Here is a 23939-nt window from a genome sequence, read left to right as displayed (position 1 = left end):
TCCTGGGGCGCCCCTCGCGGACGTAGAGTCGATGGTGAGGAGCGATCCGATGGCGATGCGGTTCGAGCACGAGTTCACCGTCCCGGTCCCGGTCGAGCAGGCGTGGGCGGTGCTGCTCGACGTCGAGCGCGTGGCGCCGTGCCTTCCCGGGGCGTCGCTCGACGTGGTCGAGGGTGACGAGTTCACCGGCAGGATGAAGGTCAAGGTGGGGCCCATCACCGTGACCTACCGCGGCTCGGCCCGGTTCGAGGACGTGGACAAGGACTCCCACACCCTCACGATGCAGGCGTCGGGCAAGGAAGCGCGCGGGCCCGGCACGGCCTCGGCCACGGTGAAGGCCCGGCTGACCCCGGCCGCGGCCGGCACGACGGCCGTGGCGGTGGAGACGTCGTTCCACGTGACCGGGCGGCCCGCGCAGTTCGGGCGCGGGGTCATGACGGAGGTGGGCGGGCGGCTGATCGACCGGTTCGCGGGCAACCTGGCTGGCCTGCTGGCCGAGCCCTCCCACGAACCGCCCGCCGCACCGGCCGCCCAGGTGCCGGCCGAGGACACGGTGGCCGAGGACACGGTGGCCGAGGACACGGTGGCCGAGGAGACGCCGGCTGGGGAGACAGCGGCTGGGGAGACAGCGGCTGGGGAGACAGCGGCCGAGGAGAGGCACCTCGCCGCCGTCCCGGACCCCGAGCAGGAGCAGAAGCCGGAGCCCGAACAGGAGCGGCAGCCCGGAGGCACGCCACGCACTGCGCGCAGCGCCGACGAGGAGGCCCTGGACCTGCTGGAGCTCGCGGGCATGCCGCTGCTGAAGCGGCTCGCGCCCGTCGCGGGCGTCCTGCTGGCGCTGGCGTTCGCGGCCTGGCTGATCAGGCGGCTAATGCGATAAATACCGCAAAAACACCTTAAACCGGGACAAGGTGCACTGAAGTCCGGGAATCCCCTCCCCACGTGACGCACTCGCGGGGGGAGCCGGCATGCCGGACTGCACGGTCGTCGTCATCACCTACAACGACGCGGCCCGCCTGCCCAGGGCCGTGCGATCGGTTCTCGGCCAGACGCTGCGCGACCTCGAAGTGATCATCGTGGACGACGCGAGCACGGACAGCACCCCCGACGTGGCCGCGGACCTCGTACGGGCCGACCCCCGCGTGCGCCACCTGCGCCGGGGGTTCAACAGCGGCGGCTGCGGCGCGCCCCGCAACGACGGGCTCGACGCCGCGGCCTCGCCGTACGTCATGTTCCTCGACAGCGACGACGAGCTGCCCCGGCACGCCTGCAAGAGCCTGCTCACCGAGATCGAGCGCACCGGCGCGGACTTCGTCTCCGGCCAGATCTCCCGCCTGTACGAGTGGAACGGCCGGTCGGAGCCCTACTACCCCGAGCTGTTCACCCGGCGGAGGGTGGTGGAGGACATCCGCGAGGAGCCCCGGCTCTTCCTGGACTCGTTCACCACCAACAAGCTCTACCGGATGTCGTTCCTGGGCGAGCACCGGCTGCGCTTCCCCGAGGACATCCACTACGAGGACCACGTCTTCGCCACCGAGGCGTACGCCGTCTCCCGCCGCTTCGCCGTCGTCCCGTGGCCCGTCTACCTCTGGCACCGGGTGCGCGACGGGTCCTCCATCTCGCTCAGCATCGAGGCGATGGAGAACGTGCGCCACCGGCTCGTCGCCGCCTGGCGCAGCGACGACGTGCTGCGCCGGCACGGCCTGGACGACCTGGTGCCGGACCGGCAGGAGCGGTTCCTGCGCCAGGACCTGCGCGTCTACCTCAACCCGCTGCCCCGGCGCGACCGGGTGTGGGCCAAGGAGTTCGCCGCGCTCGTCCGGCCGTACCTGGAGCGGATCCCGGCCCAGGTGGTCGACCGGCTCGACCCCATGACCCGGGTGTGCTGCCACCTGATCCTGACGGACCGGATCGACGACCTGCTGGTGGCCGCCACCTCACTGACCGGCGGCCACGCCCCGCCGCGCGCCGCGGTCCGGGCAGGCGGGCGGACGTACTGGGGCACCACTGTCTCCCCCGGCATGGACATCACCTCCCTGCGGCTGGCCGAGCTGCCCTTCAGCGCCGGCCGGCTGCGGCACGAGGTGACGGAGCTGTCCGCCGACAGCGAGCGGGTGCGCATGACCGTGCGGACGTACGACCCGTTCGGCGCGCTGCCGACGGAGTGGCGGGCGCGTTTGCGGCTCGGCGGCGAGAGCGTCCCCATCCGGCCGCTGCCGTCCGGCGAGGGCGGCTACACCACCGAGGTGACCTTCACCGCGCGGCGGAGCTGCGAGCCGACCATCGCCTTCACCAGCGTCGCGACCGGCCACACCACCGCGGACCGGCTCATGCTCCACCCCGGCGCGGAGCCGGTCGAGCTCCCCCGGGTACGCCTCGAACCGTCCGGCCACGCGGCGTACCTGCGGGTCCGCGAGCGTCCGACCCTTCGTTCGGTGCCGCGCCGGCTCGTCCGCAGGCTGGTCAGGATCGCCGGCCGGCCGCGCCACAAGCTGCTCGCGTACCGTGTGCTGATCAGCGTCCTGCGTCCGCGCCGGGACCTCGCGCTGTTCGAGTCGGACGTCGGCAAGGGCTGCACCGGCAGCCCGCGCGCCGTCCACGACGAGGTGCTGCGGCGCGGCCTGCCCGTCGAGACCGTGTGGTCGGTGGCCCGGGGCCGCGGCGACGTGCCCGCCGGGGCCCGCTCGGTGCGCCGAGGGAGCTGGCGCTACGTCTGGACGCTGGCCCGCGCCGGGATCTGGGTGGACAGCCACGGCTTCCCCCTCGACTACCCGAAGCCGCGCGGCACCCGTTACCTGCAGACCTGGCACGGCCAGGGCATCAAGTCGATCGGCTTCGACGCGCCCGACCTGCGCTCCGACTTCGACCGGCCGCGCGAGGTGTGGCGCGCCGCCGTCGCCCGCTGGGACGCGCTCGTCTCGCCCAGCGAGGAGTTCTCGCGGCTGTTCGCGGCCGCGAACGGCTACACCGGCCCCATCCTCCAGTACGGCACGCCGCGCTGCGACGCGCTGGTCCACGGGGTGTCCAGGACCGACGTCCGCGCCCGGCTGGAGATCCCACCGGACCGCAAGATCCTGCTGTACGCGCCCACCTATCGCGACAGCGCCAAGGGCGGAGGCGCGTCGGTCAGGGCGGACCTGGAGCTGATGGCCGAGGAGCTGGCCGGCGAGTGGGTGGTGGTGCTGCGGACCCACCCGGTCGAGCGGTACACGGTCCCCGGGCACCTGCGGCACTTCGTCCGGCCGGCCGGGACGTACCCCGAGGTCAACGACCTGATGCTGGCCTCCGACGCGCTGCTGACGGACTACTCGTCGGTGATGTGCGACTACGCGATCACCGGCAGGCCGATGCTGTTCCTCATCGACGACTGGGACGACTACCGGCTGCGTGAGCGCGGCGTCTACCACGACCTGCCTTCCATCGCCCCCGGCCCGTGCGTGCGGACGACCGGGGAGCTCATCGACCGGCTGCGCGACCTGCCCGCCGTCCACGCCTCCTACGCGCGCCGGTACGCGGACTTCCGCGCCCTCTGGTGCGCCGAGGAGCGCGGCGACGCCGCGGCGCGGGTCGTGACGGCCTTCTTCGGCGTCCCCGGCTCCACGGCGGAGCCCGGCGCCGAGACGCGCCGAGCCACCACGGGCACACCGACCACGGGCACATCAACCGCGGGCACACCAACCACGGGCACACCAACCACGGGCAGGGCCGCGTGAACATCGTCTTCGCGTGCCTGGACGCCGACACGCTGGGCGGTATCCAGCGGGTCACGCACACCCTCGCGCAGGGCCTGGCCGAGCGCGGCCACGCCGTCCGGGTGGTCGGGCTGCACCGCTCCGCCGCGCCGTTCCGGTACGTGGCCGAGCCGCGCTACCGGCGGCACGTGGTCGGCCGCGCCCCGGCCGGCCGGGCGGGCCGGACGGCGCGGGCGCGGGCCGACCGCCGCCTGGCCCGGCTGCTGCGGGCCGCCTCACCCGGGTTCGCGGTGCTGACCTCGCCGAGCGTGGTGGCCCGGCTGGCGCCGCTGCTGCCCGCGTCGCTCAGCTCCATCGGCCAGTACCACGGCTCGTACGAGCACGCCGGCGGCTGCTGGCACCTGGGCTCCATCCGCAGGCACTACCCGGAGCTGGATCAGGCGGTCTTCCTCAGCGAGGACGACGCCTGGCGCTTCTCCGAGGACGCGCTGCTGCCCAACACGTGGTCGCTGCCGAACCCGCTGCCCGCCTGGCCCGAGGAGGTCTCCCCGCTGGAGGCGCCCCGGGTGCTGGGCGTGGGACGGCTGGAAGGGGTCAAGAGGTTCGACCGGCTGATCAGCGCGTTCGCCGCCTCCGGCGCGCCGCGGCCGTGGGAGCTGCACCTTGTGGGCGACGGCTCCGAGCTCGACCGGCTGCGCGCGCACGCGGCCCGCGAGGGCGTGGCGGACCGGGTGGTGTTCAGGGGGCGGGTGCCCGCCGAGCTGATGCCGGAGGAGTACCTGGCGGCCTCGCTGGTGGCGGTGACCAGCGAGCACGAAGGGCTGCCGCTGGCGCTGCTGGAGGCCGCGGCCCACGGGGTGCCCGCGGTGGCGTTCGACGTGTCGGGCGGGGTCCGGGCGGCGGGCCCGGTGCTCGTCCCGCCCGGCGACACCGGCGCGTTCGCGCTGGAGCTGGGCCGGCTCACCGGCTCGTCCCGTGAGCGGCGGCGGCTGGGCGCCGCCGCCCGTGCCCGGGCCGAGGCGTTCCGCCTCGACCGCGTGCTGGACGCGTGGGAGACCCTGTTCGCCCACGTCACCCGGTGACGTCGGCGCGGGCCTTCTCCGGCGATCCGGTGGCCTGCTGCGGCGGCAGGCCGGCCAGCTCCCGCTGGCGCGAGGTGAGCAGGGCCGCGACCGGTCCCGGCTCACGCAGCCGCTGGAAGCGGTCGCGCAGGCGCTTGCGCGTACGGGAGGCGCGGCGCTTCTGCATGGTGCGCTGGAGGGTCGCCAGATGCTCCTTCGAGGGCGCGGGCGCGCCGCTGAGCTCGTACCCGTTGGCCACCAGCCGGTCCCCGAGGACCTGCTCGGCGAGCGAGATCTCCCAGTCCTCCAGCCGGTTGGCCCAGCTGCCCACGCGCGAGCGGGTCACGTCGCCGTGGGTGTTGCTGTGCCAGACCTTGTGGACGGGTACGGCCACGCTGGCCGCCTCGCGCGGCGAGACCATCGCCGGGTCGAACTCCTCCTCCAGGAAGAGGCAGAGCTTCTTCAGCTCGGTCGAGGGGTCGTCGGTCAGGTCCTCGTACCGCAGCTCGTAGTAGGTGTCGGCGGGCAGCGTGCGCCGCAGCTTGACGCCCGCGTCGATGGCCTCGGCCCAGGTGGTGATGGCGTGGAAGGAGTTGAGGGTGTACCAGGGCATCTCCTTCAGCGAGGAGACGCAGTCGCGGCCGTCCCTGATGAGGTGGATGAACTGGGCGTCGGGGAAGAGCCTGCGCAGTATCTCGACCTGCTTGACGTAGCTCGGCCGCTTGTCGCCCCAGCGCGGCTTGCCGAACCGCTCGGCGTACATGCGGAACGTCGTGCCGATGACCGAGCCGAGCGAGCCGGGACCCTCGATCGCCTGACGGATGAACTCATCCTTGTCGATCTTGAGTTCCTTGAACTTCGTGGTGCGGTCGGTCGCGATCCACTCCGCGAGGGCGGCGCGGCGCTGGGCGAGGCGCATGTCGCCGAACGAGCGACGGCGAACGTAGGCGGGCACCAGGTACCGCGTCTCGGGCGGCACGGCCATGCGTGGGTGGGAGTGCAGCATGAGCTGCAGCATCGTGGTGCCGGAGCGTGGGCAGCCGACGACGAAGACGGGCCGATCGGACATTTCGTTCTAACCCCCGAAAACTTAGACGAGAACGCGCTCTCGGCTCTCCTGCCGGGAGGACACGGTGTGCCTGCGCGTGAAGAGCCACATCCGGTAGACAAGGAAGATCTCGTTGGCGAGCAGCAGCACCCCGGCGACGGCGGACACCGGCACCAGCGCGGCCACTCCGACGAGGGGCGCGACCACGAACACCGCGGCGTGGAACTCGATGCCGCTGATCAGGTGGGAGCGGACGCGGCGGCGGGCGAGATACCTGTTGAGCCGCCTGGAGAAGGTGCGGTTGCGGCCACGCCTGCGGCTCACGGTGACGACGTGCTCCACGGCGTCGTCGTCGTCGACGGCCTCGCCGTCGTCCGCCTCCCCCAGGCTCGGGAGGGGCACCATGAGGACCGGCTCGCGGACGACCGCGGCCTGCTCCCGGTGCCAGACGCGGGCCGCCTCGGCCAGCTCCGCCGCCTCGGCCCTCGCCTCCCTGATGATCTCGCGTACCCGCTTCATCTGCGGCGCGTTGACGTACCGGAAAAGGTCGAGCACGGCGACCCCCGCGCCGAGCACGATGAACCGCACGTCACCGGTGAGGGCGTACTGCCCGTACGCCAGACCGGTGGCGCAGAGGACCACCCGCACCCGGTCGCCCACGTAGTCCAGCCAGAGCCCGAAGGGCGTCCCCGTGCCCTTGAGCCGGGCGATCTTCCCGTCCACGCAGTCGACCATGAAGCTGAGATAGAACGCCGCCGCGCCCGCGACCAGCAGGTCCAGGGCGAAGCAGAGGGCCGAGACCAGGCCGATGACCAGCGACAGCACGGTGAGCTCGTTGGGCGTGATCCGCGACCGGTTGGCCACCAGCAGAGCCGTCCGGCAGGCCAGCGGGTCCACGAGGTACACGGTCCACCAGGAGTCTCTCCGCTTGCGTGTCGCATGGACGTCATCGAGCGAATAGGTCCTCATGGATTCCAGCATGACCACCCACCGTGAGTGAGTGACTACACTCTGGAACTACTGGGTGATGTCCATGCCCGTTCTTGACCATCCCGGCACGGACAGCCGCCACGTCCGATTGCCGTCCCCGTCGCGGAAGCAGCCTTCGAGCACCAGCCCACGCGTCTCCACCTGGGCGTACAGGCGCCACGTCGGCCCCCCGCGCCGCAGCCGCCGCGGGTCGATCTCGGCGAGCAGCCGCCCGGCCCCCAGCCGGCGCGACGGCAGCGGCACCTTGCGGCTGCCGTCGCTCAGCCACACCTCGATCTTGCGCGGCCGGCGCTCCACCCGGTGCAGGGCCACCTCCCCGACCACCGCGAAGCCCTGGCCGTTCCACCGGCACTCCTCGACCCTGGCCAGCACCTTGATCTCCTCCCGGGCGTCGTACACCTCGTCGGGGATCCGCAGCGAGCGGTCGCGGAAGTACGGGTAGTCGCCGTACCAGTTGGCCCGGCGCAGCCCGCGCGGCACGATGCGGGCGGCCTCCGCGGACGACCTCCTGAACTCCCGGACCCCGCGCAGCTCCTTGACCAGCCCGCGCTCCACCAGGTGCAGCTCCAGCCGCCGCAGGGACGGCGCGGTGGCCAGCACGCCCGGATTCAGGACTGCCAGCCACTGGCGGGCGAGGTCCAGCAACGGCTCCAGCTCGTGGTCGGCCGCGCACTCCAGCGCCTGGAACAGGAAGACGATGTCCTTCTCCAGCACCAGGCCGTCGAAGGAGCGGGTCAGCTCCGGCGCCTCCTCCTGCAGGAACGAGCGGACGGCCCGGATGGCCTCCAGGCGGTCGGCGAGATTCGGCAGCTCGGCCCGCCGCTGCGTGATCGAGGTCTCCCCCGACTCCCGCTTGCGCCAGTGGTAGACGACGTCCGGCAGCAGGTCCACGCTGGCGGCCAGCACGTGGGCGCGCATGCTGAGCGGCACGTCCTCGTAGATGCCCTGACGGAACCTCAGCCGGTGCTCGTACCAGAAGTCCTTGCGGTAGAGCTTGTTCCACACCGTCCGGTCCCTGACCAGCACCCGCCGGTCCATGATGTGGGTGCGCCGCACCGCCCGCCGGAAGATCTTGTCGTGCAGCGACGACGACGACAGCTCGCCGTCCGCCATGCGCCGCACCCCGCCGCACGCGAGGTCGGAGCCGGTCCGCTCCAGCGAGGAGACCAGCAGCTCGTACGCGCCGGGCGGCACGACGTCGTCGCTGTCGGCGAACGCCAGGTACGAGCCGCGGGCCCAGCGCACGCCCTCGTTGCGGGCCGGCCCGGGTCCCCGGTTGGGCTGGCGCACGACGACGAAGCGCGGGTCACGGGAGGCGAACCCCTCGGCGATCCGCCTGCTCCCGTCCACCGACCCGTCGTCCACCAGGATGACCTCGATGTCGGCCAGCGTCTGGGCCGCCAGCGACTCCAGGCACTCGGCGATGTACTGCTCCACGTTGTAGAACGGGACGACGACGCTGACCAGGGGCGCCATACCGGGCTCCTTGAGTGGGGGACGGGTCCGAGGGCAGCATGCCGCCGCCATGGCCTCTCGGCTGCGACCGATGCCCCACCCTGATCAGCTCTTTACCAGGCGCATAGTCCGCTACGGTGTGGACGTAACCAGACACGGAGCGTGAGGGGGTCCGATGCTCAGACACGTCGACGACGGCGATCTGCCCGTCATGCGCCGCTGGCGCAACCATCCGAAGGTCCGCGCGGCCAGCTTCACCACCCACGAGATCGGCGAGGACGAGCACGCCCGGTGGTGGGCCGGGGTGCGGGCCGACCCGGCCAGGCAGGTGCTGGTCTACGAGCACGGCGGGGTCGCCTCCGGGGTGGTGACGTTCTCCGGGCTCGCGCCGGGCGCGCCGATCGCCCACTGGGGCTTCTACCTCGACCTCGACCGCCTGGAGCGCTCGGGCGAGCTGCTCGCCGCCTGGTTCGGGCTCGAACGCGCCGCGATCCGCCACGCGTTCGGCCCGCTCGGGCTGACGACGCTGCGGGGTGAGGTGCTGGCCGCCAACAAGCCCGTACGCCTGCTGCACAGCCGCTTCGGCTTCACCGAGATCGGCGGCTACCGGCGGCTGCTCGACGGCGAGACCGTGGACGTGGTGCTGATCGAGTTCACCCGCGCCGCCCGGAGGGACGAGTCATGACCTCGCTGTCGATCGCCGGTCGCCGCGTCGGACCCGAACGGCCGCCGTTCGTCGTCGCCGAGATGTCCGGCAACCACGACGGGAGCCTGGAGCGCGCCCTCGCCATCGTCGAGGCGGTGGCCGCGAGCGGCGCCCACGCGCTGAAGCTCCAGACCTACCGGCCCGACACGATCACCGTCGACGCCGACGGCCCGGCCTTCCGCCTCGGCGGCGGCCACGAGCTGTGGGGCGGCGAGCGGCTCTACGACCTGTACCTGCGGGCCCACACGCCATGGGAGTGGCACGAGCCGATCTTCGCCAGGGCCCGGGAGCTGGGGCTCGTGGCGTTCTCCTCGCCGTTCGACCCCACGGCGATCGAGCTGCTGGAGAAGCTCGGCGCCCCCGCGTACAAGATCGCCTCCTCCGAGCTGGTGGACCTGCCGCTGATCCGGCTGGCCGCCGCCACCGGCAAGCCGCTCATCCTGTCCACGGGCATGGCCACGGCCGGGGAGATCGACGCCGCCGTGCGGGCGGCGCGCGAGGCGGGCTGCGCCGAGCTGGCAGTCCTGTCCTGCACCGCCTCCTACCCCGCCTCGCCCGCCGAGAGCGACCTGCGCGGGCTGCCGCTGCTGGCCGGGCTCACCGGCGCGGTCGTCGGCGTCTCCGACCACACGCCGGGCATCGGCGCGTCGCTCGCCGCGGTGGCCCTCGGCGCCTGCCTGATCGAGCGGCACGTCACGCTGGACCGGGCGGGGGGCGGCGTGGACGCGGCGTTCTCGCTGGAGCCGGCCGAGCTGGCGGCGCTGGTCGTGGAGAGCGAGCGGGCCTGGCAGGCGCTCGGCCAGGCCCGCATCGGCCCCAGCCCGTCGGAGCGGGAGGGGCTGCGCTTCCGCCGGTCGCTGCACGTGGTGACCGACGTGCGGGCGGGCGAGGAGGTGACCGGGCGCAACGTGCGCTCGATCCGGCCGGCCGGCGGGTTGCCGCCCGCGGCGATGGCCGACGTGGCGGGCCGCCGCTTCACCCGGGACGCCGCGGCGGGCACACCGCTCACCTGGGACCTGGTCTGAGCCTTCACCGCATGGAGAGCAGCACGTCGGCGACGCGTTCGCGGCCCTTGCCGTCGACGAGGCCGCTGCCCCGCCTGCCGTACTCCTCGCGCAGCCCCGCGTCGCCGAGCAGGCGGGCCAGCACCTCGACGGCGGCCTCGTCGGGGGCGGGGCCGAGTGCGGCGGCGATGCCGCCACCGGCCAGCGCCTCGTAGCCGATGAGCTGGTTGGCGGCCACCCAGGTCAGCGCCGCCGGCACGCCGAGGTAGAGCAGCTCCCAGATGGTGGAGCCGGCGGCGGTGAGCACGAGGTCGGCCTCGGCCATGAGCTGCGGCAGCCGGTCGGTGGGCGGGATGACGGTGATCGGCCCCTCCACCGCGAACAGCCGGGGGCTCACCACCGTCGCGCGGAACGGCACCCCCGTGGCGCTCAGCGCGCCCGCCCAGGCCGAGGTCACGCCGGCGCTGTCGGTGCCGCCGAAGAAGCACAGCACGCGGGGCACGTCGCCACGTGGGCCGGGCGCCCGGCGCAGCCGGCGGACGCTGTCACGCAGCAGCGCGTAGCGGACCCCGGCCAGCCGCTCGGCGAGCAGCGGGAAGGGCCGCAGCTCCGCGCCGAGGTTCTGGTCGAGGTAGACGTCGGCCTCCTGGCCGAGCGGGTCGCCGTCCACGATCGCCAGCACGGCCGCGCCCGTCGCCCTGATCCCGGCGCCCGTACCCGGAGCCAGGTCGTACGAGTCGAGCACCACCACGTCGAGGCGCAGGTCGCGCACCAGCTCCGCCAGCCGTTCAGGGTCGGCCGGGGCGGGGACGAGCGGCAGGCCGCGCGCCAGGAGCTGCGCCCGCGCCCACGCCGAGCCGGCCAGGTCGCCCAGGAAGCTGACCTCGACGCCGCGCCCGCGCAGCTCCTCGGCGAGCGCCACGCAGCGCACCAGATGGCCGACGCCCCTGCCGGCGCCGGCGTCGCAGCGGACGCCGACCCGGCCGGTCATGCCTCCTGCAGCGCTTTCTGCTGGACGTGCGCGTTGAGCCTGAGCACCTCCGGCCGGGCCCGCAACCAGCCCACGAGCGTCGCGTACGGCAGGCACCGGTCGCCGAAGGCGGCCACCACCCGCGAGATCAGCCGCCAGTCGTCCTCGGTGTCGAGGGTGACCCGCAGGTCGGCCGCCGCCGGGGCGTAGGCGAGGCCCAGCAGCCGCGACGCGCCCGGATGCGTGTAGACGTAGGAGGTGACGTGGACGCGATGGTGGGCGGTGGCCTCCCGCCCGGCCCGCGCCAGCGCCTCCCGGCTCGCGATCTCGACGTCGAGGCCGCGGGGCAGGGTCCGGGTCAGGCTCGTGCTCAGGTAGTCGAGGCCCGGCACGGCCCGGTAGACCAGCGCCGCCTCGCGAACGATCGCGGGGTCGAGCAGCGGGCAGTCGGCGGTGAACCGCATCACCGCGTCGGCCGGGTGCAGCTCCAGCGTCTGCTGGAACCGGGTGAGCACGTCGTCGACCGGCCCCCGGTGCCACGCGACGCCCAGCCGCAGGCACTCGGCCACCACGGCGTCGTCGGCGGGCTCGGTCGTGGTGGCCACCACCAGCTCGTCCACCGCGTCCGCCTGGCGGACGGCCCGCACCACCCAGCCCAGCACGGACCTGCCGCCCAGATCGCGCAGGACCTTGCCCGGCAGCCGCGTGGACCCCGTCCGCGCCTGAATGACTCCGACAATCCGCACTGAAGCCCCATTTCCCCGTGTGACCGTGCGTTGCTGAACGATCGCGCTATGCTACCGGCTCAGCTCCGGCGACTACAGGGCGTGAACACGATTCAGGGGGTCACGTGAGCATTCTGAGCGGCTCATCCGTTCTGATCACCGGAGGCACGGGGTCCTTCGGCAAGGCATTCATCCGCCACGCGCTGGGCGTCCTCGACGTGCGCCGCCTGGTGGTCTTCTCCCGCGACGAGCTCAAGCAGTGGGAGGCGCGCCAGGTCTTCGGCGACGACAAGCGGCTGCGCTGGTTCATCGGCGACGTGCGCGACCGCGACCGGCTGACCCGCGCCATGCACGGCGTCGACTTCGTGGTCCACGCCGCCGCGCTCAAGCAGGTCGACACCGCCGAGTACAACCCGTTCGAGTACGTCCGCACCAACGTCACAGGCTCGCAGAACGTCGTCGAGGCCGCCATCGACAGCGGCGTGCGCAAGGTCGTCGCCCTGTCCACCGACAAGGCGTCCGGCCCGGTCAACCTCTACGGCGCGACGAAGCTGGTCGCCGACAAGCTGTTCGTGTCGGCCAACCACTACGCCGCCGGCCACGCCACCCGCTTCGCCGTGGTCCGCTACGGCAACGTGGTCGGCAGCAGGGGCTCGGTCGTGCCGTTCTTCCAGCGGCTCGCCGCCGAGGGCGCCAGCCTGCCGATCACCGACAAGCGCATGACCCGGTTCTGGATCACCCTCGACCATGCCGTGCGGTTCGTCGTCGACTCCTTCGACCTCATGCGCGGCGGCGAGCTGTACGTGCCGCGCATCCCCAGCATGCGCATCACCGACCTGGCCGAGGCCGTCGCGCCGTGCGCCACCGTCCATGAGGTCGGCGTCCGGCCCGGCGAGAAGCTGCACGAGGAGATGATCGGGTCCGACGACGGCCGCCGCGCGCTGCGGCTCGGCGACCGCTACGTCGTGCTCCCGGCCATCGCCACATGGGGCTACGAGCCGCCGCCCGCGGGCGAGCCGCTGCCCGACGGCTTCGCCTACCGCTCCGACACCAACGACCTGTGGCTGTCGGCCGAAGACCTGCGCCGCATGATCGCGGACGGTCGCTGGTGATCCCGTACGGCCGGCACTCGGTCGACGAGGACGACGTCCGGGCCGTCGCCGAGGTGCTGCGCGGCGACTGGCTCACCACCGGGCCGGAGGTGACCCGGTTCGAGGCGGAGCTGGCCCGGTGGACCGGCGGCGTGCCGTGCCTGGCGGTCACCTCCGGCACCGCCGCGCTGCACGTGGCCTACGCCGCCGCCGGCATCGGGCGGGACGACGAGGTCGTCACCTCGCCGCTGACGTTCGTGGCCACGGCCGCCGCGGCCGCGCTGCGGGGCGCCCGGGTCGTCTTCGCCGACGTGCAGGACGACACCGGCAACCTCGACCCCGACGCGGCCGCCGCCCTGCTCACCGCCCGCACGCGGGCCGTGACCGCCGTCGACTACGCCGGCCACCCCGCCGACTACGACGAGCTGCGCGGCGTCGCCGACCGGGCCGGCGCCACCCTCGTCGGCGACGCGGCCCACTCCCTCGGCGCCTCCTACAAGGGGCGGCCCGTGGGGCTGCTGGCCGACATCACCACGTTCTCGTTCTTCGCCACCAAGACCGTCACCACCGCCGAGGGCGGCGCGGTGGCCCTGCCCCACGGCGAGCGCCACACCCGCGCCGCGCGCTTCCGCAACCACGGCCTGGTACGCGACCCGGCCGAGCAGCGCGACCCCGGCCACGGCGGCTGGCACCAGGAGGTCCACGACTTCGGCCTCAACTACCGGCTGCCCGACGTGCTGTGCGCGCTCGGGCTGAGCCAGCTCCGGCGGCTGCCGGCCTTCCTGGCGCGCCGGGCCGAGCTGGTGGCGCGCTACGACACGCTGCTGGCCGGGGTGCCCGGACTACGGCTGCCGGGGCGGCGCCCGTACACCGAGCCGGCCTGGCACCTCTACCCCGTGCGGGTGCTCGACGGGCGCAGGCGGGAGGTCTACGACCGGATGCGGGCGGCGGGGATCGGGGTGCAGGTCAACTACATCCCGGCGTACTGGCATCCGGTGTTCGAGGACCTCGGCTACCGGCGCGGCATGTGCCCGCGGGCCGAGGCGTACTACGGGGAGGAGCTGTCGCTGCCGCTCTATCCCGCTCTGACCGACTCCCAGCAGGACCAGGTCGTGGAGTCCCTGCTCACCGTCCTCCGCTGACGGCTCTCACGCCGTTCCGCGCTGACGGCCCGGCCGCGCGGGGCCGCTCAGCCGGGCGGGCACTGCTCCACCAGCATCAGGCAGCCGTCGTCGCCGCGGTCGGCCACGAACCTGCGGCCCGCCACGGTCGCGGCCGGACGGGCCCGCGTCCGCACCAGCGGGCGGATCTTCCTGCCCTGGTCCAGGACGACGTCCCAGCGCGGCTGCCGGCCCACCGGCTCGTCGATGTCGCCGAGCCGGATCCGGCCGCTGAAGACGTGACCGTCCAGGGTGACCGGGAAGTACACCTCCTCGCCGTCGCTGCGGCGGATCAGCCTGAGCACCGGGTCCCCGTCGCCGGGGTCGGCCAGCTCCCCCGCCACCAGCAGGTCGCCGCCCTCGATCCGGCACTCGCCGATCAGGGCCTCAGCGCGGCGCACCCGTAGCCCCCACACCCCTCTCGCGCCGCGTACGGGCACCACCCAGGAGCCCGCCCTGCGCACCGGCACCGGCACGGCCGGGGGCAGCCACCGGGGTCCCGCCACCTTCGCCTCCAGCCGCAGCCCCGTCGCGCGCAGCTCGACGCGCAACTCCCAGTGACCGCGCCGGGCCAGCCGGGCCGGCGTCAGCGTGGCCGGGTCGAAGGCGAAGCCGAAGGGGAAGCCGTGCTCCGCCGCCACGCCGCCGTTCTCCTGGTCGAGGCCGAGACAGGCGGGCACGACCTTGTCCTCCGAGAGCGGCACGGTGTCGGAGGTGCCGCGCTCCTGGAGCCACACGCGTACGCGGACCCGCCCCAGCCCCCGCACGTCGAACCGGCCGACCGACACCCAGCCCTCGCCGAAAAGCACGCCGTCCCGCCAGCCGGCGGACAGCAGGCGCGGCAGCAGCGCCAGCTCCTCGGTGACCTCCGACAGGTTGTGCGGCAGGGCGGGATGTCGGCCGTACCAGCGCCTGCGTCCCAGGCCGAGCCCACTTCCGAGCCCGCTTCCGAGTCCACTTGCGAGCCCGCTTACGAGCCCCGTTCCGATCCCCGTTCCGATCCCCGGGGAGACGAGGGGCGGCCACAGCCGGCCCTCCTCCCGCTCCGCGAACACCGCAGCCAGCTCGTCCGGCCGCCTCCGGTGCAGCAGGTGCGTCAGCACCCTGCGCGGGAACGGCAGGCTCAGCCAGTCCTCCGGGGCGACCCCGTCGAGATAGCGGGCGGCGAGGTCCACGATCTCCGGGTCCGCCGCCGGGCCCATGACCGCCACCGCCTCCACGGCCACGCCCATGTCGATGTCGAGGGTGTCGCGGTCGAAGCGCGGCTTGACGGCCGGAGCCCGGCGGGCCAGCAGGGTGGCCGTCTCCAGCACCGACAGCAGGCGGTCGCGCACGTTGGCCGGCTCCATGCGGCGATCCGTGACGGACTCCTCGCGCCTGCGCCAGTGGTAGACCACCGCCTTCAGCACGTCCACCGAGGCCGCGCCCACGTGCGCCGCCATGGCCACGGGCTGGTCCTCGTACAGCCGCTCCGGGAACGTCAGGGCCAGCGCGTCCCAGAAGGAGCGCCGGTAGACCTTGTTCCACAGCATGCGGTCGCGGACCAGCAGCGGATGGCGGGTGATGTGGGTGCGCTCCAGCCGCCTCGCGAACGCCTGCCGGTGCGCCCACGACGGCACGAGCTGGTTGCGGTGGATTCGCATGACGTTGCCGCAGGCCAGGTCCGAGCCGGTGGACTCCAGCGACCCCACCAGCCGGCGGAACGCGTCACGCGGCACCAGGTCGTCGCCGTCCACGAAGGCCAGGTAGCGGCCGGTCGCGTGCCGCACACCGGTGTTGCGCGCCCGCCCGACGCCGCCGTCTCCGCCCGTCAGCCTGACCAGGCGCACGCGCGGGTCGGCCGCCTGCCGCGCCTCCACCACGGCCCGCCCGCCGTCACGGCTGCGGTCGTCGACGCAGATCACCTCCAGGTCGCGCAACGCCTGCGCGAGCACGGAGTCCAGGCAGGGGCCGAGGTACTCCTCGACGTCGTGGAACGGGACGATCACCGACAGGATCGGCACGAAACCACCCTCTCTTCCTCAGCTTCGTCGTCTTCGCCCGGCCTTTCGGCGGGCCCGGCGGCCTCGCGGGGCTCAGCGGGACAGGAGGCGCAGGACCTTGCGGGCGGCCCGGCGGGGGCGCGACAGCCGGCGGGCCAGGCGGAACCCGAGCGACCTGCGCAGGGATGCCGCCTTCCGCTGGCTCCTGCGCAGCTTGGCGCGGGTGCGTACCAGCTCGCGCTCGCGATAGGTCAGCTTGGTCTCCAGGCGCGCGATCCGGGCCAGCGACGCGGTCAGCTGATCGGTCAGCCGGTCGCGGGCGCTCAGCAGGTCCCGGTACGTGGGCGCGGCCCCCGCCAGCTCGGCCGCCCCCGGCACCTGCCCGAGCTCGGCCTCCAGCTTGCGGGCCCGATCGAGACCGGCCTGGTCGCACGGCTGGCCCGCCATGCCGCACAGCGTCAGCGCGAGCTGCCCGGCGTCCAGCGGCCACGGCCACGGGTGGTGGTGCCCGGCCGCCAGCAGCCGTACGGCGAAACGCCACAGGATCCGGCAGAGCACCACCTGCGCGGGCACCGGACCGCCCAGGGCGGGCACCGGGATGATGGCGGTGAACCGCTCGCCGTCCCAGACGAGGTTGTCGGCGGCGGCGTCGCCCCCTTCCGCGACCCACGCGGCCAGCCCGGCCAGCAGGTCGCGCACGGACCGCACGTCCTCGCGGGCACACGCCTCGACCAGGACCTCCTCGACGATGCGCCCACGCGGGATGGGCCGCACGGCTCCTCCGGGCAGCCTTCTGGTGGAGGTGGCGGTGACCTCATGCACGGCCCGCCCGACCTCGACCAGCCCCTCCGGCAACGGCTCGCCGCCCGCGCGGTGGTCACCGGCACGGACACCCTCGATCCCGGCATCCGCGGCCTGGTGGTCGCCCTCGGCCACGTCTCGCGGCTCGTGAGCGGCCGCTGACACCTCGTCCGGCTCATGGCCGCCCCGGGCGGGGTCGTCGGGCGCGTCCCCGGCCGGGGCGTCCCACGCCCGTCCGCCGGCGACCGGCTCCCGGTCGTCCCAGGCCGGATCGTTCCTGAGGGCCGGGCGGGTGGCGACCGTGAGCCACAGGGGCGCCAGGTGCTCTCCCAGCCCGTGACGGAACGCCAGCCGGGTCAGCCGGAGCGGGTCGGCCACCAGCATGGTGTCGCCGCCGGGCGCCGTCAGCGGCACGGTGAGCGCGTCGGGCAGGTCCTCACGCAGCAGCTCCCGTCCGAACAGGGCACGCGGGGCGCTCCTGGCCGGGTAGGCGGCGTAGCACCGCTCGACCGTGAGCCCGGCCGCCTCCAGCGCCGCGTCCAGGGCCTCCGGACCGCCGGGCTGGCTCGGGTCGAAGCCGTGCGGCTCCCAGTGCCCGTCCGCGCCTTCCCGGTCCGGCGGCCGGGCGTCCACGAACCGGTCGATCCCGAGGTCGTTCGGCACCGCCAGGACGAGCCGGCCGCCCGGCGCCACGAGCGCGGCGAGGGCGTCCAGCGAGGCGCGCCACGGCGGGGCCGGCTCCTCGGCGGAGTGCGTGCGTTCGAGCCCGTCGAGCGCCAGCACCAGGTCGTACGGCTCCGCCCCGGTCAGCGCACGGAGCCGCCCGCAGTGGACCTCCAGCGCCGGGTGACGCTCGCCGAGGGCGCAGGCGTCGGGGTACGACCGCACGAGCACGGCCACCGACGACGCGCCACCGGACGTCTCGTCGCCGGAGCCCGCACCACGAGAGACCTGACCGCTGGAGCCTTCGCCGCCGGCGAGCGCGGCGATGAGGCTCTTCGGGTGCGGGCCGGCCAGCAGCACGCGACCGGTCGGTGGGACCAGCCGCCGGACCAGCTCCAGCCCCGCGCCCCGCCAGTCGGTGGCCGCGTCGGCGTCGGACCACAGCAGCATCTCGCCGCCGATCAACCGGACGTTGCCTGGCGCCTCCGTCATGCGCATCGCACCCGCTTCCAGCCGAACATCCGCCGTAGCTCCTCAGGTGTCGCCTGACAGTCGAAGCCCAGCTCCCGCCGGGCGGCCTCGGCGGCCAGGCCGCGGTCCACATGCTCGCCGTGCAGCTCGGGCCAGAGCCGCATGCGGCGGGCCGTGCCCCCGTATTCGGGACGTTCGCCCTCGAACTGCATCGGATCGCCGTACACGGCGATGTCGCACCCCACCGAGGCCCCGTAGAAGAGCGCGCTGCCGAGCCGGTTGGACGCCACCCTGCGGTGGCGGCGCAGCTCGGTGAGCTGGCGCCGGAGGAAGTCGCGTCCGGCGTCGTCCCAACGGGAGCCGCGCTCGCCGTGGCAGATGACCCGGAATCCGGCCGACTCGTACGCCCGCCTAATAGCGATATTTGCGAATTCGAGCCAGTAAAGGCATACAGTCACCGGGCCGGTCTCCACCTCGCGGATCCGCGCGGCGAGTCGGCCGTGGTCGCCGGTGACCGCGTTCTTCTCCCAGCCGTGGAAGGGGTACCAGATCGTGCCCTCCCGCTCCTCCTCCGGCACCCGGCCGAGATCGGGCTCCAGGTCAAGGAGGTAGATCCACGGCGCGCCGATGAGGTAGTGGCCCCGGCGCCCCATCGACCAGCCGCGCCGCCGGAGCACGTCGGCCCAGATGAAACGGGGATATCCCGGTGTGCACCAATGGTCGTTCGGTGGATATCCGTGCAGATAGTTCCAGCCATGCTGGAGAAATCCCTGTATTCGCCGGGGAACGTCGTCCGGGAGCCCACAGTATCCGGCGAGTATGCGGGAGTGCCCGTACCAGTGATTGGATTCGTCCATCATTCCCCCTGTAGCGGTTGGCGCGCCCCAAGGGACATTCGCAGCATCGCCCGTACATCACCCGGCTTTATACGGTTCCATTACCCGCGACTGGGGCTCGGTTTGAGCCCTGGACGATCGCCGATACACTACGTTCTGGTTCGACCACGGAGAGTGAGTGAGCATGACCCACCTCGACCGCCTGCGCGGGGTCTTCCGCGCCGCGCTGAGCCTTCCGGACGACGCCGACGTCGACGAGCTCCAATACCGGGCGATCCCCCAGTGGGACTCCCTGGCCCACATGGCGCTGGTCGCCGCCATCGAGGACGAGTTCGACATCATGATCGACACGGACGAGATCATCGACATGAGCTCGTTCGCCGAGGCCGCGCGGCTGCTGGAGAAGCACGGTGCCGGCGCCGCGTTCTGACCCACGCCCGTCCCCGGCCGGCGCCCCCGGTGACGCGGCCCTGGACCGCGACGCCGGTGAGACGGCGCTGGGCCGCGCCGTCGGCGCCGCGGCCCCTGGGGCCGCCGGTGGCACGAGCGCGGACCTCGATCCGGCCCCGCGCACACGGGTGGCGCTGGTCACCGGCTCGACCTCGGGCATCGGGCGGGCCGTCGCCGTGGCGCTCGCCGCGGCCGGTGACGAGGTGATCCTTCACGGGCGCGACGCCGAGCGGGCCGCGAAGGCCGCGGCCGAGGTGGCCGCCGAGACCGGCGGCCGCACCTGGTCCGTCCACGGCGACGTGGCCGACCCCGGCGCGGTCTCCGCCATGATGCGCCACGTCCGGGAGCGCCACGGCCGTCTCGAAGCGCTCGTGGTCAACGCCGGCACCCACGACGCCGCCCTGCTCGGCCTGCTGCCGGGCATGGCGGTGTCCCGGCTTTTCGACGTCAACGCGGTGGGCGCCGTCCACACGCTGCAGTCGGCGGTCAGGCTGCTGCGCCGGGGCACGAGCCCCGCCGTGGTGATGGTCTCGTCGATCATGGGGCGCCGCGGGTCGGCGGGCCAGGCCGTCTACTCCGCCACCAAGGCCGCGCTGCTCGGCCTGACCGTGTCCGCCGCCAAGGAGCTCGGCCCCGCCGGCATCCGGGTCAACGCGGTGGCGCCCGGCTTCGTCGAGACGGCCATGCTCGCCACGCTCGACGACCGGGCCCGCGCCGCGACGGTCGCCGCGACCCCACTCGGCCGCGTGGGCCTGCCCGGCGAGGTGGCCGCCGCCGTGGCGTTCCTGCTCTCCGGCCACGCCTCGTTCGTCACCGGCCAGGTGCTCGGTGTCGACGGCGGGCTGGTGCTGTGAGGTTCCGACACGATGGATGGACGTCCCATGGATCGTTTCCCGCACCCTGACGCGCGGCTCGTCGTCGCCGGAGAGCCGGGCGGGCTCACGGGCGACCTGCTGGCCGCCCGGGTCGAACGCGCCGCGCAGGTGCTCGCCGGCCTGCCGCCGGGGCCCGTGTTCTGCGGCATGCGCAACGACCTGGCGTCCGTTGTGCGTTACCTCGCCGCGTGGCGGACCCGCAGGCCGGTGGCGCTGCTCGACCCCGACCTCGCGGCGGGGGCGCTGACCGGCCTGATCAGGAGGTTCCGGCCGGTGGGGATGTTCGGGTTCGCGCATGCCGTGGAGGCCGCGCCGCGCGGGCGCCGCGACGCCGGCGACCCCCATCCCGACCTGGCCGTGCTGCTGGCCACCTCCGGATCGACGGGCAACCCCAGGCTCGTGCGCCTGTCGCGCCGGGCCGTGCTGTCCAACGCCACGGCCATCGCCACCGTCCTGGCCATCGGCCCCGGCGATGTCGCGCCGACCAGCCTGCCGCTCTACTACAGCTTCGGCCTGTCGGTGCTCAACAGCCACCTGGCGGCCGGCGCCACCGTGGTGCTCACCGACGCGGGCCTGCTGGAGCGGTCGTTCTGGACCCACCTCGACGGCCACGGCTGCACCTCGCTGGCGGCCGTCCCGTACCAGTACGAGATGCTGCGCAGGCTCGGCTTCGAGCACGCCGAGCACCCCACGCTGACCACGCTCACCCAGGCCGGCGGGCGGCTGCGGCCCGAGCTGGTGACGCACTTCGCGGCCAGGACGGAGCGGTTCTTCGTCATGTACGGCCAGACGGAGGCCACCGCGCGCATCGCGGTCCTGCCGCCGGACCGGCTGGCCGACAAGCCGGGCTCGGCCGGGACTGCCGTCCCGGGCGGCCGGCTCAGCGTGGACGGCGGCGAGGTGATCTACGAGGGGCCCAACGTGATGATGGGCTACGCGGAGACGGCCGCCGACCTGGCCAGAGGCGACGACCTGGGCGGCGTGCTGCGCACCGGCGACCTCGGCCACCTCGACGACGAGGGTTTCGTCTTCCTCACCGGCCGCATGAAGCGCATCGCCAAGATCTTCGGGGTACGGGTCAGCCTGGACGACGTCGAGGGCCTGCTGCGCGACTGCGGGCCGGTGGCGGCGACGAGCGGGGACGACCGGGTCACGGTATGGGCCGAGGGGCTCGACCGCGACGCCTGCGCCCGTCTGGCCCGCCGTCTCGGCACGGAGCTACGGCTGCACTGGAGCGGCTTCGACGTCCGCGCCGTGGACCGCCTGCCGCTGCTGACCACGGGCAAGGTCGACTACCGCGCCCTCGAGGCCCGGACATGAGACGACCGGACGGTCCTTCGGCCACGACGAACCCGGGAGACCGGGTGAGTGTCTTCACGTTGGGCCAGGCCGAGCGGGAGCGGGTGCTGCTGCCGCGGCTGGCCGAGCTGACGGAGCGGCACCGGCGCGCCTGCCCGCCGTACGCGCGGATCCTGGCGGCGATCGGGTCGCTCGGGCCGTACTCGTGCGTGGCGGAGCTGCCGTGGCTGCCGGTGCGGATGTTCAAGACGCACGAGCTGCGCAGCGTGCCCGAGGAGGAGGTGTTCCGGGTGCTCACCTCCAGCGGCACGACCGGGCAGCGGCCCAGCCGCGTCCACCTCGACCGCGCGGCCGCGGCGGCGCAGCCGCGCATGCTGGCGGCGACGCTCCGGGCGGTGCTGGGCGAGCGGCGGCTGCCCATGCTGATCGCCGACACCCGCTCGGTCGTACGGGCCACGACGCTGAGCGCGCGCGGCGCCGGGGTGCTCGGCATGATGAACCTCGGCCGTGACCACACCTTCGTGCTGGACGAGGGCGGCGAGGTGGACGGGGCGGCGGTGCGGGGGTTCCTGGCGCGGCACGGCGGGGAGCCGTTCCTGATCTTCGGGTTCACGTACATGGTGTGGCTGCACCTGCGCGGGCTGGGGCTCGACCTGTCGCAAGGGGTGCTGATCCACTCCGGGGGGTGGAAGAGGCTGGCCGACCAGGCGGTGGACGCGGCCGAGTTCCGCCGGCGGCTGGCGCGCGAGTGCGGGCTGACCCGGATCCATGACTTCTACGGCATGGTGGAGCAGATCGGCACGATCTTCCTGGAGGGGCCGGAGGGCGGCGGGCTCTACTGCCCGGACTTCGCCGACGTGGTGATCCGCGATCCGGAGACGTGGGAGGAGGCTCCCCCGGGCGTGCCGGGGCTCATCGAGGTGGTCAGCACGCTGCCGACGTCGTACCCGGGGCACGTACTGCTGACCGAGGACCTGGGGGTCGTCCACGGGGTGGACGACGGCACCTGGCCGGGCAAGCGCTTCTCGGTGCTGGGGCGACTGGCCCGCGCGGAGGCACGCGGATGCAGCGACACGCTGGGCGGGGTGGGGGCGGCCGCGTGACCGGCCCCTCGGAAAGCGGCGGCCACGTGACCGGCCCCTCGGGCAGTGACGGCCGGGTGACCGGTCCTTCGGAAAGTGGCGGCCACGTGAGGGGCCCTACCGGCGATGCCGGGCGCGTCGGGTGCCCGGACGTGATCTCCTCGCGCGCGGCCTGGGGCCAGGCGGGCGGGACCATTGACGCACGGGCGGTCCGGGTGCGGTTTCCGTTCGAGGGGGCCGTGGATGTGGGGGATCTGGTCCGGGACGTGGCCGGGGGGCCGGGGCTGAGCGTCGGGGACGAGCGCGTGCGGGAGTTCCTCGTGGCCGTCGGTCGCGGGTTGCTCAGGCCCGCCGTGGCGCGGCGGCATCCCGAGCTGGCCTCCCTCGGGTTCTTCCTGCGGCCCCGCGAGTTGGAGCGGGCCGTCGGTTCGGCGTCCGGGGAGCACGTGCGGGTGCCGCGTGGGCTGGTGTTCCACGTTCCCCCGGCGAACGTCGACACGGTCTTCGTCTACTCCTGGGCCCTGTCGGCCCTCATGGGCAACCGCAACGTCGTCCGGCTGTCGGCCCGTGCGGGCGTCGTGGCCGAGGTGATCCTCGGCGTGCTGCACGAGGCGCTCGACGGCGCCGATCCGGTGGTGGCCCGCACGCAGCGCATCGTCTCCTACGACCGTCCCCGGCGGGAGGGCGCGGGCGCCCGTCCATGGCGGGAGAGCGCGGGTCAAGCCCCCGACCCCACCGCCGAGCTGTCGGCGGCGTGCGATCTGCGGGTGATCTGGGGCGGCGACCGTACCGTGGACGAGATCCGCCGGCATCCGCTCGCCCCCCACGCCCGCGATCTCGCCTTCCCCGACCGGTCGTCGTTCGCGGTGGTCCGGGCCGCGGCGTGGCTGGCCGCCGAGCCGGCGACGCGGGAGGCGGTGGCCGACGGGTTCGCCACCGACGCGTACTGGTTCGACCAGGCCGCGTGCTCCTCCCCGGGCACCGTCTTCTGGGTGGGCTCCCCGGGCGAGTGCGAGGCGGCCCGCGACCTGTTCACCGCCTGCCTGGCGGCGGCCGTGGCGCGACGCGGGTGGACGGTGGACACGGCGATGGCGGTCGAGAAGCGGGTGGCCGCGTACGGGCTGGCGGCCGACGGCGTGGCCGGCTCGGTCGAGTTCCACGGCAACGCCCTGGCCCAGGTGGTCCTGGCGGCGCCGGACCTGGCTCCGCGGCGGTGGCTCGGCACAGGCACGTTCGCGCACGCCCGGCTCGGCACTCTCGGCGAGCTGGCGGGCGTCGTGCGGCGGAAGGACCAGACGATGACGCACTTCGGCTTCGGCCGCGAGGAGCTGGCCGCGCTGGCCGGGACCTTGGGCGGGCGCGGGGTGGACCGGATGGTGCCGATCGGGGCCGCGCTGGGGTTCCACCGGGTATGGGACGGCGTGGACCTCCCGACCGAGTTCACCCGGCTGGTGACCGTCACCACCTCATCCCGGTAACGGACCTGCCCGCCGGACCCGGTAACGGACCTGCCCGTCGGGCCCACCCGAGCGGGCCGGCCGTTCCTGCTCGCCGGTCTGCGCCCGAGGATCGAGCGTG

General features: G+C 73.9%; 20 protein-coding genes. 12 read left to right on the top strand and 8 right to left on the bottom strand.

Annotation, left to right across the window (positions count from 1 at the left end; all coding sequences use genetic code 11):
* The first annotated feature begins 49 nt into the window (after positions 1-49).
* From AB0H64_RS16880 to AB0H64_RS16870, 3 genes are all read left to right on the top strand, one after another.
* A complete protein-coding gene (locus AB0H64_RS16880) occupies positions 50-880 on the top strand; it encodes an SRPBCC family protein (RefSeq protein WP_357624803.1) in 831 nt (276 codons plus the stop codon).
* Positions 881-968: 88 nt separating this feature from the next.
* The gene (locus AB0H64_RS16875) at positions 969-3713 is read left to right on the top strand and encodes a CDP-glycerol glycerophosphotransferase family protein (RefSeq protein ID WP_357624800.1); all 2745 of its coding nucleotides are present in this window, start codon (positions 969-971) and stop codon (positions 3711-3713) included.
* Positions 3710-4774: a glycosyltransferase gene (locus AB0H64_RS16870; RefSeq protein ID WP_357624797.1), complete on the top strand. Its 1065-nt coding sequence runs from the start codon at positions 3710-3712 to the stop codon at positions 4772-4774. The genes AB0H64_RS16875 and AB0H64_RS16870 overlap by 4 nt, the downstream gene beginning before the upstream one ends.
* Here the strand turns inward: AB0H64_RS16870 and AB0H64_RS16865 are convergent.
* From AB0H64_RS16865 to AB0H64_RS16855, 3 genes are read right to left on the bottom strand one after another with little or no spacing between them, the layout of a single operon-like run.
* On the bottom strand, positions 4764-5822 hold the full coding sequence (locus tag AB0H64_RS16865; RefSeq protein WP_357624794.1) for a sulfotransferase: 1059 nt from the start codon (positions 5820-5822) through the stop codon (positions 4764-4766). The genes AB0H64_RS16870 and AB0H64_RS16865 overlap by 11 nt on opposite strands.
* A gap of 21 nt (positions 5823-5843) precedes the next feature.
* Complete coding sequence (locus AB0H64_RS16860; RefSeq protein WP_357624791.1) at positions 5844-6770, bottom strand: CDP-alcohol phosphatidyltransferase family protein; 927 nt, start codon at positions 6768-6770, stop codon at positions 5844-5846.
* 48 nt (positions 6771-6818) lie between these two features.
* Positions 6819-8267, bottom strand: a complete 1449-nt coding sequence (locus AB0H64_RS16855; protein ID WP_357624788.1) for a glycosyltransferase family 2 protein — start codon at positions 8265-8267, stop codon at positions 6819-6821.
* 154 nt (positions 8268-8421) lie between these two features.
* Here AB0H64_RS16855 and AB0H64_RS16850 point away from each other — a divergent pair, with 154 nt between their 5' ends.
* The gene (locus tag AB0H64_RS16850; RefSeq protein WP_357624785.1) at positions 8422-8931 is read left to right on the top strand and encodes a GNAT family N-acetyltransferase; all 510 of its coding nucleotides are present in this window, start codon (positions 8422-8424) and stop codon (positions 8929-8931) included.
* Positions 8928-9977, top strand: a complete 1050-nt coding sequence (gene pseI, locus AB0H64_RS16845) for a pseudaminic acid synthase (protein ID WP_357624782.1) — start codon at positions 8928-8930, stop codon at positions 9975-9977. The genes AB0H64_RS16850 and pseI overlap by 4 nt, the downstream gene beginning before the upstream one ends.
* A gap of 4 nt (positions 9978-9981) precedes the next feature.
* Here pseI and AB0H64_RS16840 read toward each other — a convergent pair whose 3' ends face one another.
* Both AB0H64_RS16840 and AB0H64_RS16835 read right to left on the bottom strand, forming a co-directional pair.
* The gene (locus tag AB0H64_RS16840) at positions 9982-10947 is read right to left on the bottom strand and encodes a hypothetical protein (RefSeq protein WP_357624780.1); all 966 of its coding nucleotides are present in this window, start codon (positions 10945-10947) and stop codon (positions 9982-9984) included.
* Complete coding sequence (locus AB0H64_RS16835; protein ID WP_357624777.1) at positions 10944-11672, bottom strand: glycosyltransferase family protein; 729 nt, start codon at positions 11670-11672, stop codon at positions 10944-10946. The genes AB0H64_RS16840 and AB0H64_RS16835 overlap by 4 nt, the downstream gene beginning before the upstream one ends.
* Before the next feature lie 104 nt (positions 11673-11776).
* On the opposite strand from AB0H64_RS16835, the gene pseB reads away from it, so the two are divergent.
* On the top strand, positions 11777-12763 hold the full coding sequence (gene pseB, locus AB0H64_RS16830) for a UDP-N-acetylglucosamine 4,6-dehydratase (inverting) (protein WP_357624775.1): 987 nt from the start codon (positions 11777-11779) through the stop codon (positions 12761-12763).
* Positions 12760-13884: an aminotransferase class I/II-fold pyridoxal phosphate-dependent enzyme gene (locus AB0H64_RS16825; RefSeq protein ID WP_357624772.1), complete on the top strand. Its 1125-nt coding sequence runs from the start codon at positions 12760-12762 to the stop codon at positions 13882-13884. The genes pseB and AB0H64_RS16825 overlap by 4 nt, the downstream gene beginning before the upstream one ends.
* Positions 13885-13931: 47 nt before the next feature.
* On the opposite strand, the gene AB0H64_RS16820 is transcribed toward AB0H64_RS16825, so the two are convergent.
* The 3 genes from AB0H64_RS16820 to AB0H64_RS16810 form a co-directional block, all read right to left on the bottom strand.
* Positions 13932-15905 carry a glycosyltransferase family 2 protein gene (locus AB0H64_RS16820; RefSeq protein ID WP_357624770.1) on the bottom strand — a complete coding sequence of 658 codons (1974 nt, stop codon included), beginning with the start codon at positions 15903-15905 and terminating at the stop codon, positions 13932-13934.
* Positions 15906-15977: 72 nt separating this feature from the next.
* On the bottom strand, positions 15978-17840 hold the full coding sequence (locus AB0H64_RS16815; protein ID WP_357624767.1) for a hypothetical protein: 1863 nt from the start codon (positions 17838-17840) through the stop codon (positions 15978-15980).
* On the bottom strand, positions 17837-18496 hold the full coding sequence (locus AB0H64_RS16810; RefSeq protein ID WP_357624765.1) for a hypothetical protein: 660 nt from the start codon (positions 18494-18496) through the stop codon (positions 17837-17839). The genes AB0H64_RS16815 and AB0H64_RS16810 overlap by 4 nt, the downstream gene beginning before the upstream one ends.
* A 343-nt stretch (positions 18497-18839) precedes the next feature.
* Between AB0H64_RS16810 and AB0H64_RS16805 the strand changes: the two genes are divergently transcribed.
* From AB0H64_RS16805 to AB0H64_RS16785, 5 genes are all read left to right on the top strand, one after another.
* Complete coding sequence (locus AB0H64_RS16805) at positions 18840-19085, top strand: acyl carrier protein (protein WP_310708423.1); 246 nt, start codon at positions 18840-18842, stop codon at positions 19083-19085.
* A complete protein-coding gene (locus AB0H64_RS16800) occupies positions 19066-19959 on the top strand; it encodes an SDR family oxidoreductase (RefSeq protein WP_357624762.1) in 894 nt (297 codons plus the stop codon). Before AB0H64_RS16805 ends, AB0H64_RS16800 begins: the two co-directional genes overlap by 20 nt.
* A gap of 27 nt (positions 19960-19986) precedes the next feature.
* Positions 19987-21300, top strand: a complete 1314-nt coding sequence (locus AB0H64_RS16795; protein WP_357624759.1) for an AMP-binding protein — start codon at positions 19987-19989, stop codon at positions 21298-21300.
* A 44-nt stretch (positions 21301-21344) separates the two neighbouring features.
* The gene (locus AB0H64_RS16790) at positions 21345-22382 is read left to right on the top strand and encodes an acyl-protein synthetase (RefSeq protein ID WP_357624756.1); all 1038 of its coding nucleotides are present in this window, start codon (positions 21345-21347) and stop codon (positions 22380-22382) included.
* Between the two features lie 218 nt (positions 22383-22600).
* Positions 22601-23839, top strand: coding sequence for an acyl-CoA reductase (locus AB0H64_RS16785; protein ID WP_357624754.1), 1239 nt, complete (start codon positions 22601-22603; stop codon positions 23837-23839).
* Positions 23840-23939: the final 100 nt, after the last annotated feature.

It is taken from the genome of Nonomuraea sp. NPDC050733, assembly GCF_040654215.1.
Classification (GTDB): domain Bacteria; phylum Actinomycetota; class Actinomycetes; order Streptosporangiales; family Streptosporangiaceae; genus Nonomuraea.
This window is presented reverse-complemented; position numbering and strand designations above follow the sequence as displayed.

Coding starts and splice junctions, on each gene's coding strand:
- AB0H64_RS16880 (WP_357624803.1), top strand. CDS start 50: ATGGCGATGCGGTTCGAGCACGAGTTCACCGTCCCGGTCCCGGTCGAG.
- AB0H64_RS16875 (WP_357624800.1), top strand. CDS start 969: ATGCCGGACTGCACGGTCGTCGTCATCACCTACAACGACGCGGCCCGC.
- AB0H64_RS16865 (WP_357624794.1), bottom strand. CDS start 5,822: ATGTCCGATCGGCCCGTCTTCGTCGTCGGCTGCCCACGCTCCGGCACC.
- AB0H64_RS16860 (WP_357624791.1), bottom strand. CDS start 6,770: ATGAGGACCTATTCGCTCGATGACGTCCATGCGACACGCAAGCGGAGA.
- AB0H64_RS16855 (WP_357624788.1), bottom strand. CDS start 8,267: ATGGCGCCCCTGGTCAGCGTCGTCGTCCCGTTCTACAACGTGGAGCAG.
- AB0H64_RS16850 (WP_357624785.1), top strand. CDS start 8,422: ATGCTCAGACACGTCGACGACGGCGATCTGCCCGTCATGCGCCGCTGG.
- pseI (WP_357624782.1), top strand. CDS start 8,928: ATGACCTCGCTGTCGATCGCCGGTCGCCGCGTCGGACCCGAACGGCCG.
- AB0H64_RS16840 (WP_357624780.1), bottom strand. CDS start 10,947: ATGACCGGCCGGGTCGGCGTCCGCTGCGACGCCGGCGCCGGCAGGGGC.
- AB0H64_RS16815 (WP_357624767.1), bottom strand. CDS start 17,840: ATGACGGAGGCGCCAGGCAACGTCCGGTTGATCGGCGGCGAGATGCTG.
- AB0H64_RS16805 (WP_310708423.1), top strand. CDS start 18,840: ATGACCCACCTCGACCGCCTGCGCGGGGTCTTCCGCGCCGCGCTGAGC.
- AB0H64_RS16795 (WP_357624759.1), top strand. CDS start 19,987: ATGGATCGTTTCCCGCACCCTGACGCGCGGCTCGTCGTCGCCGGAGAG.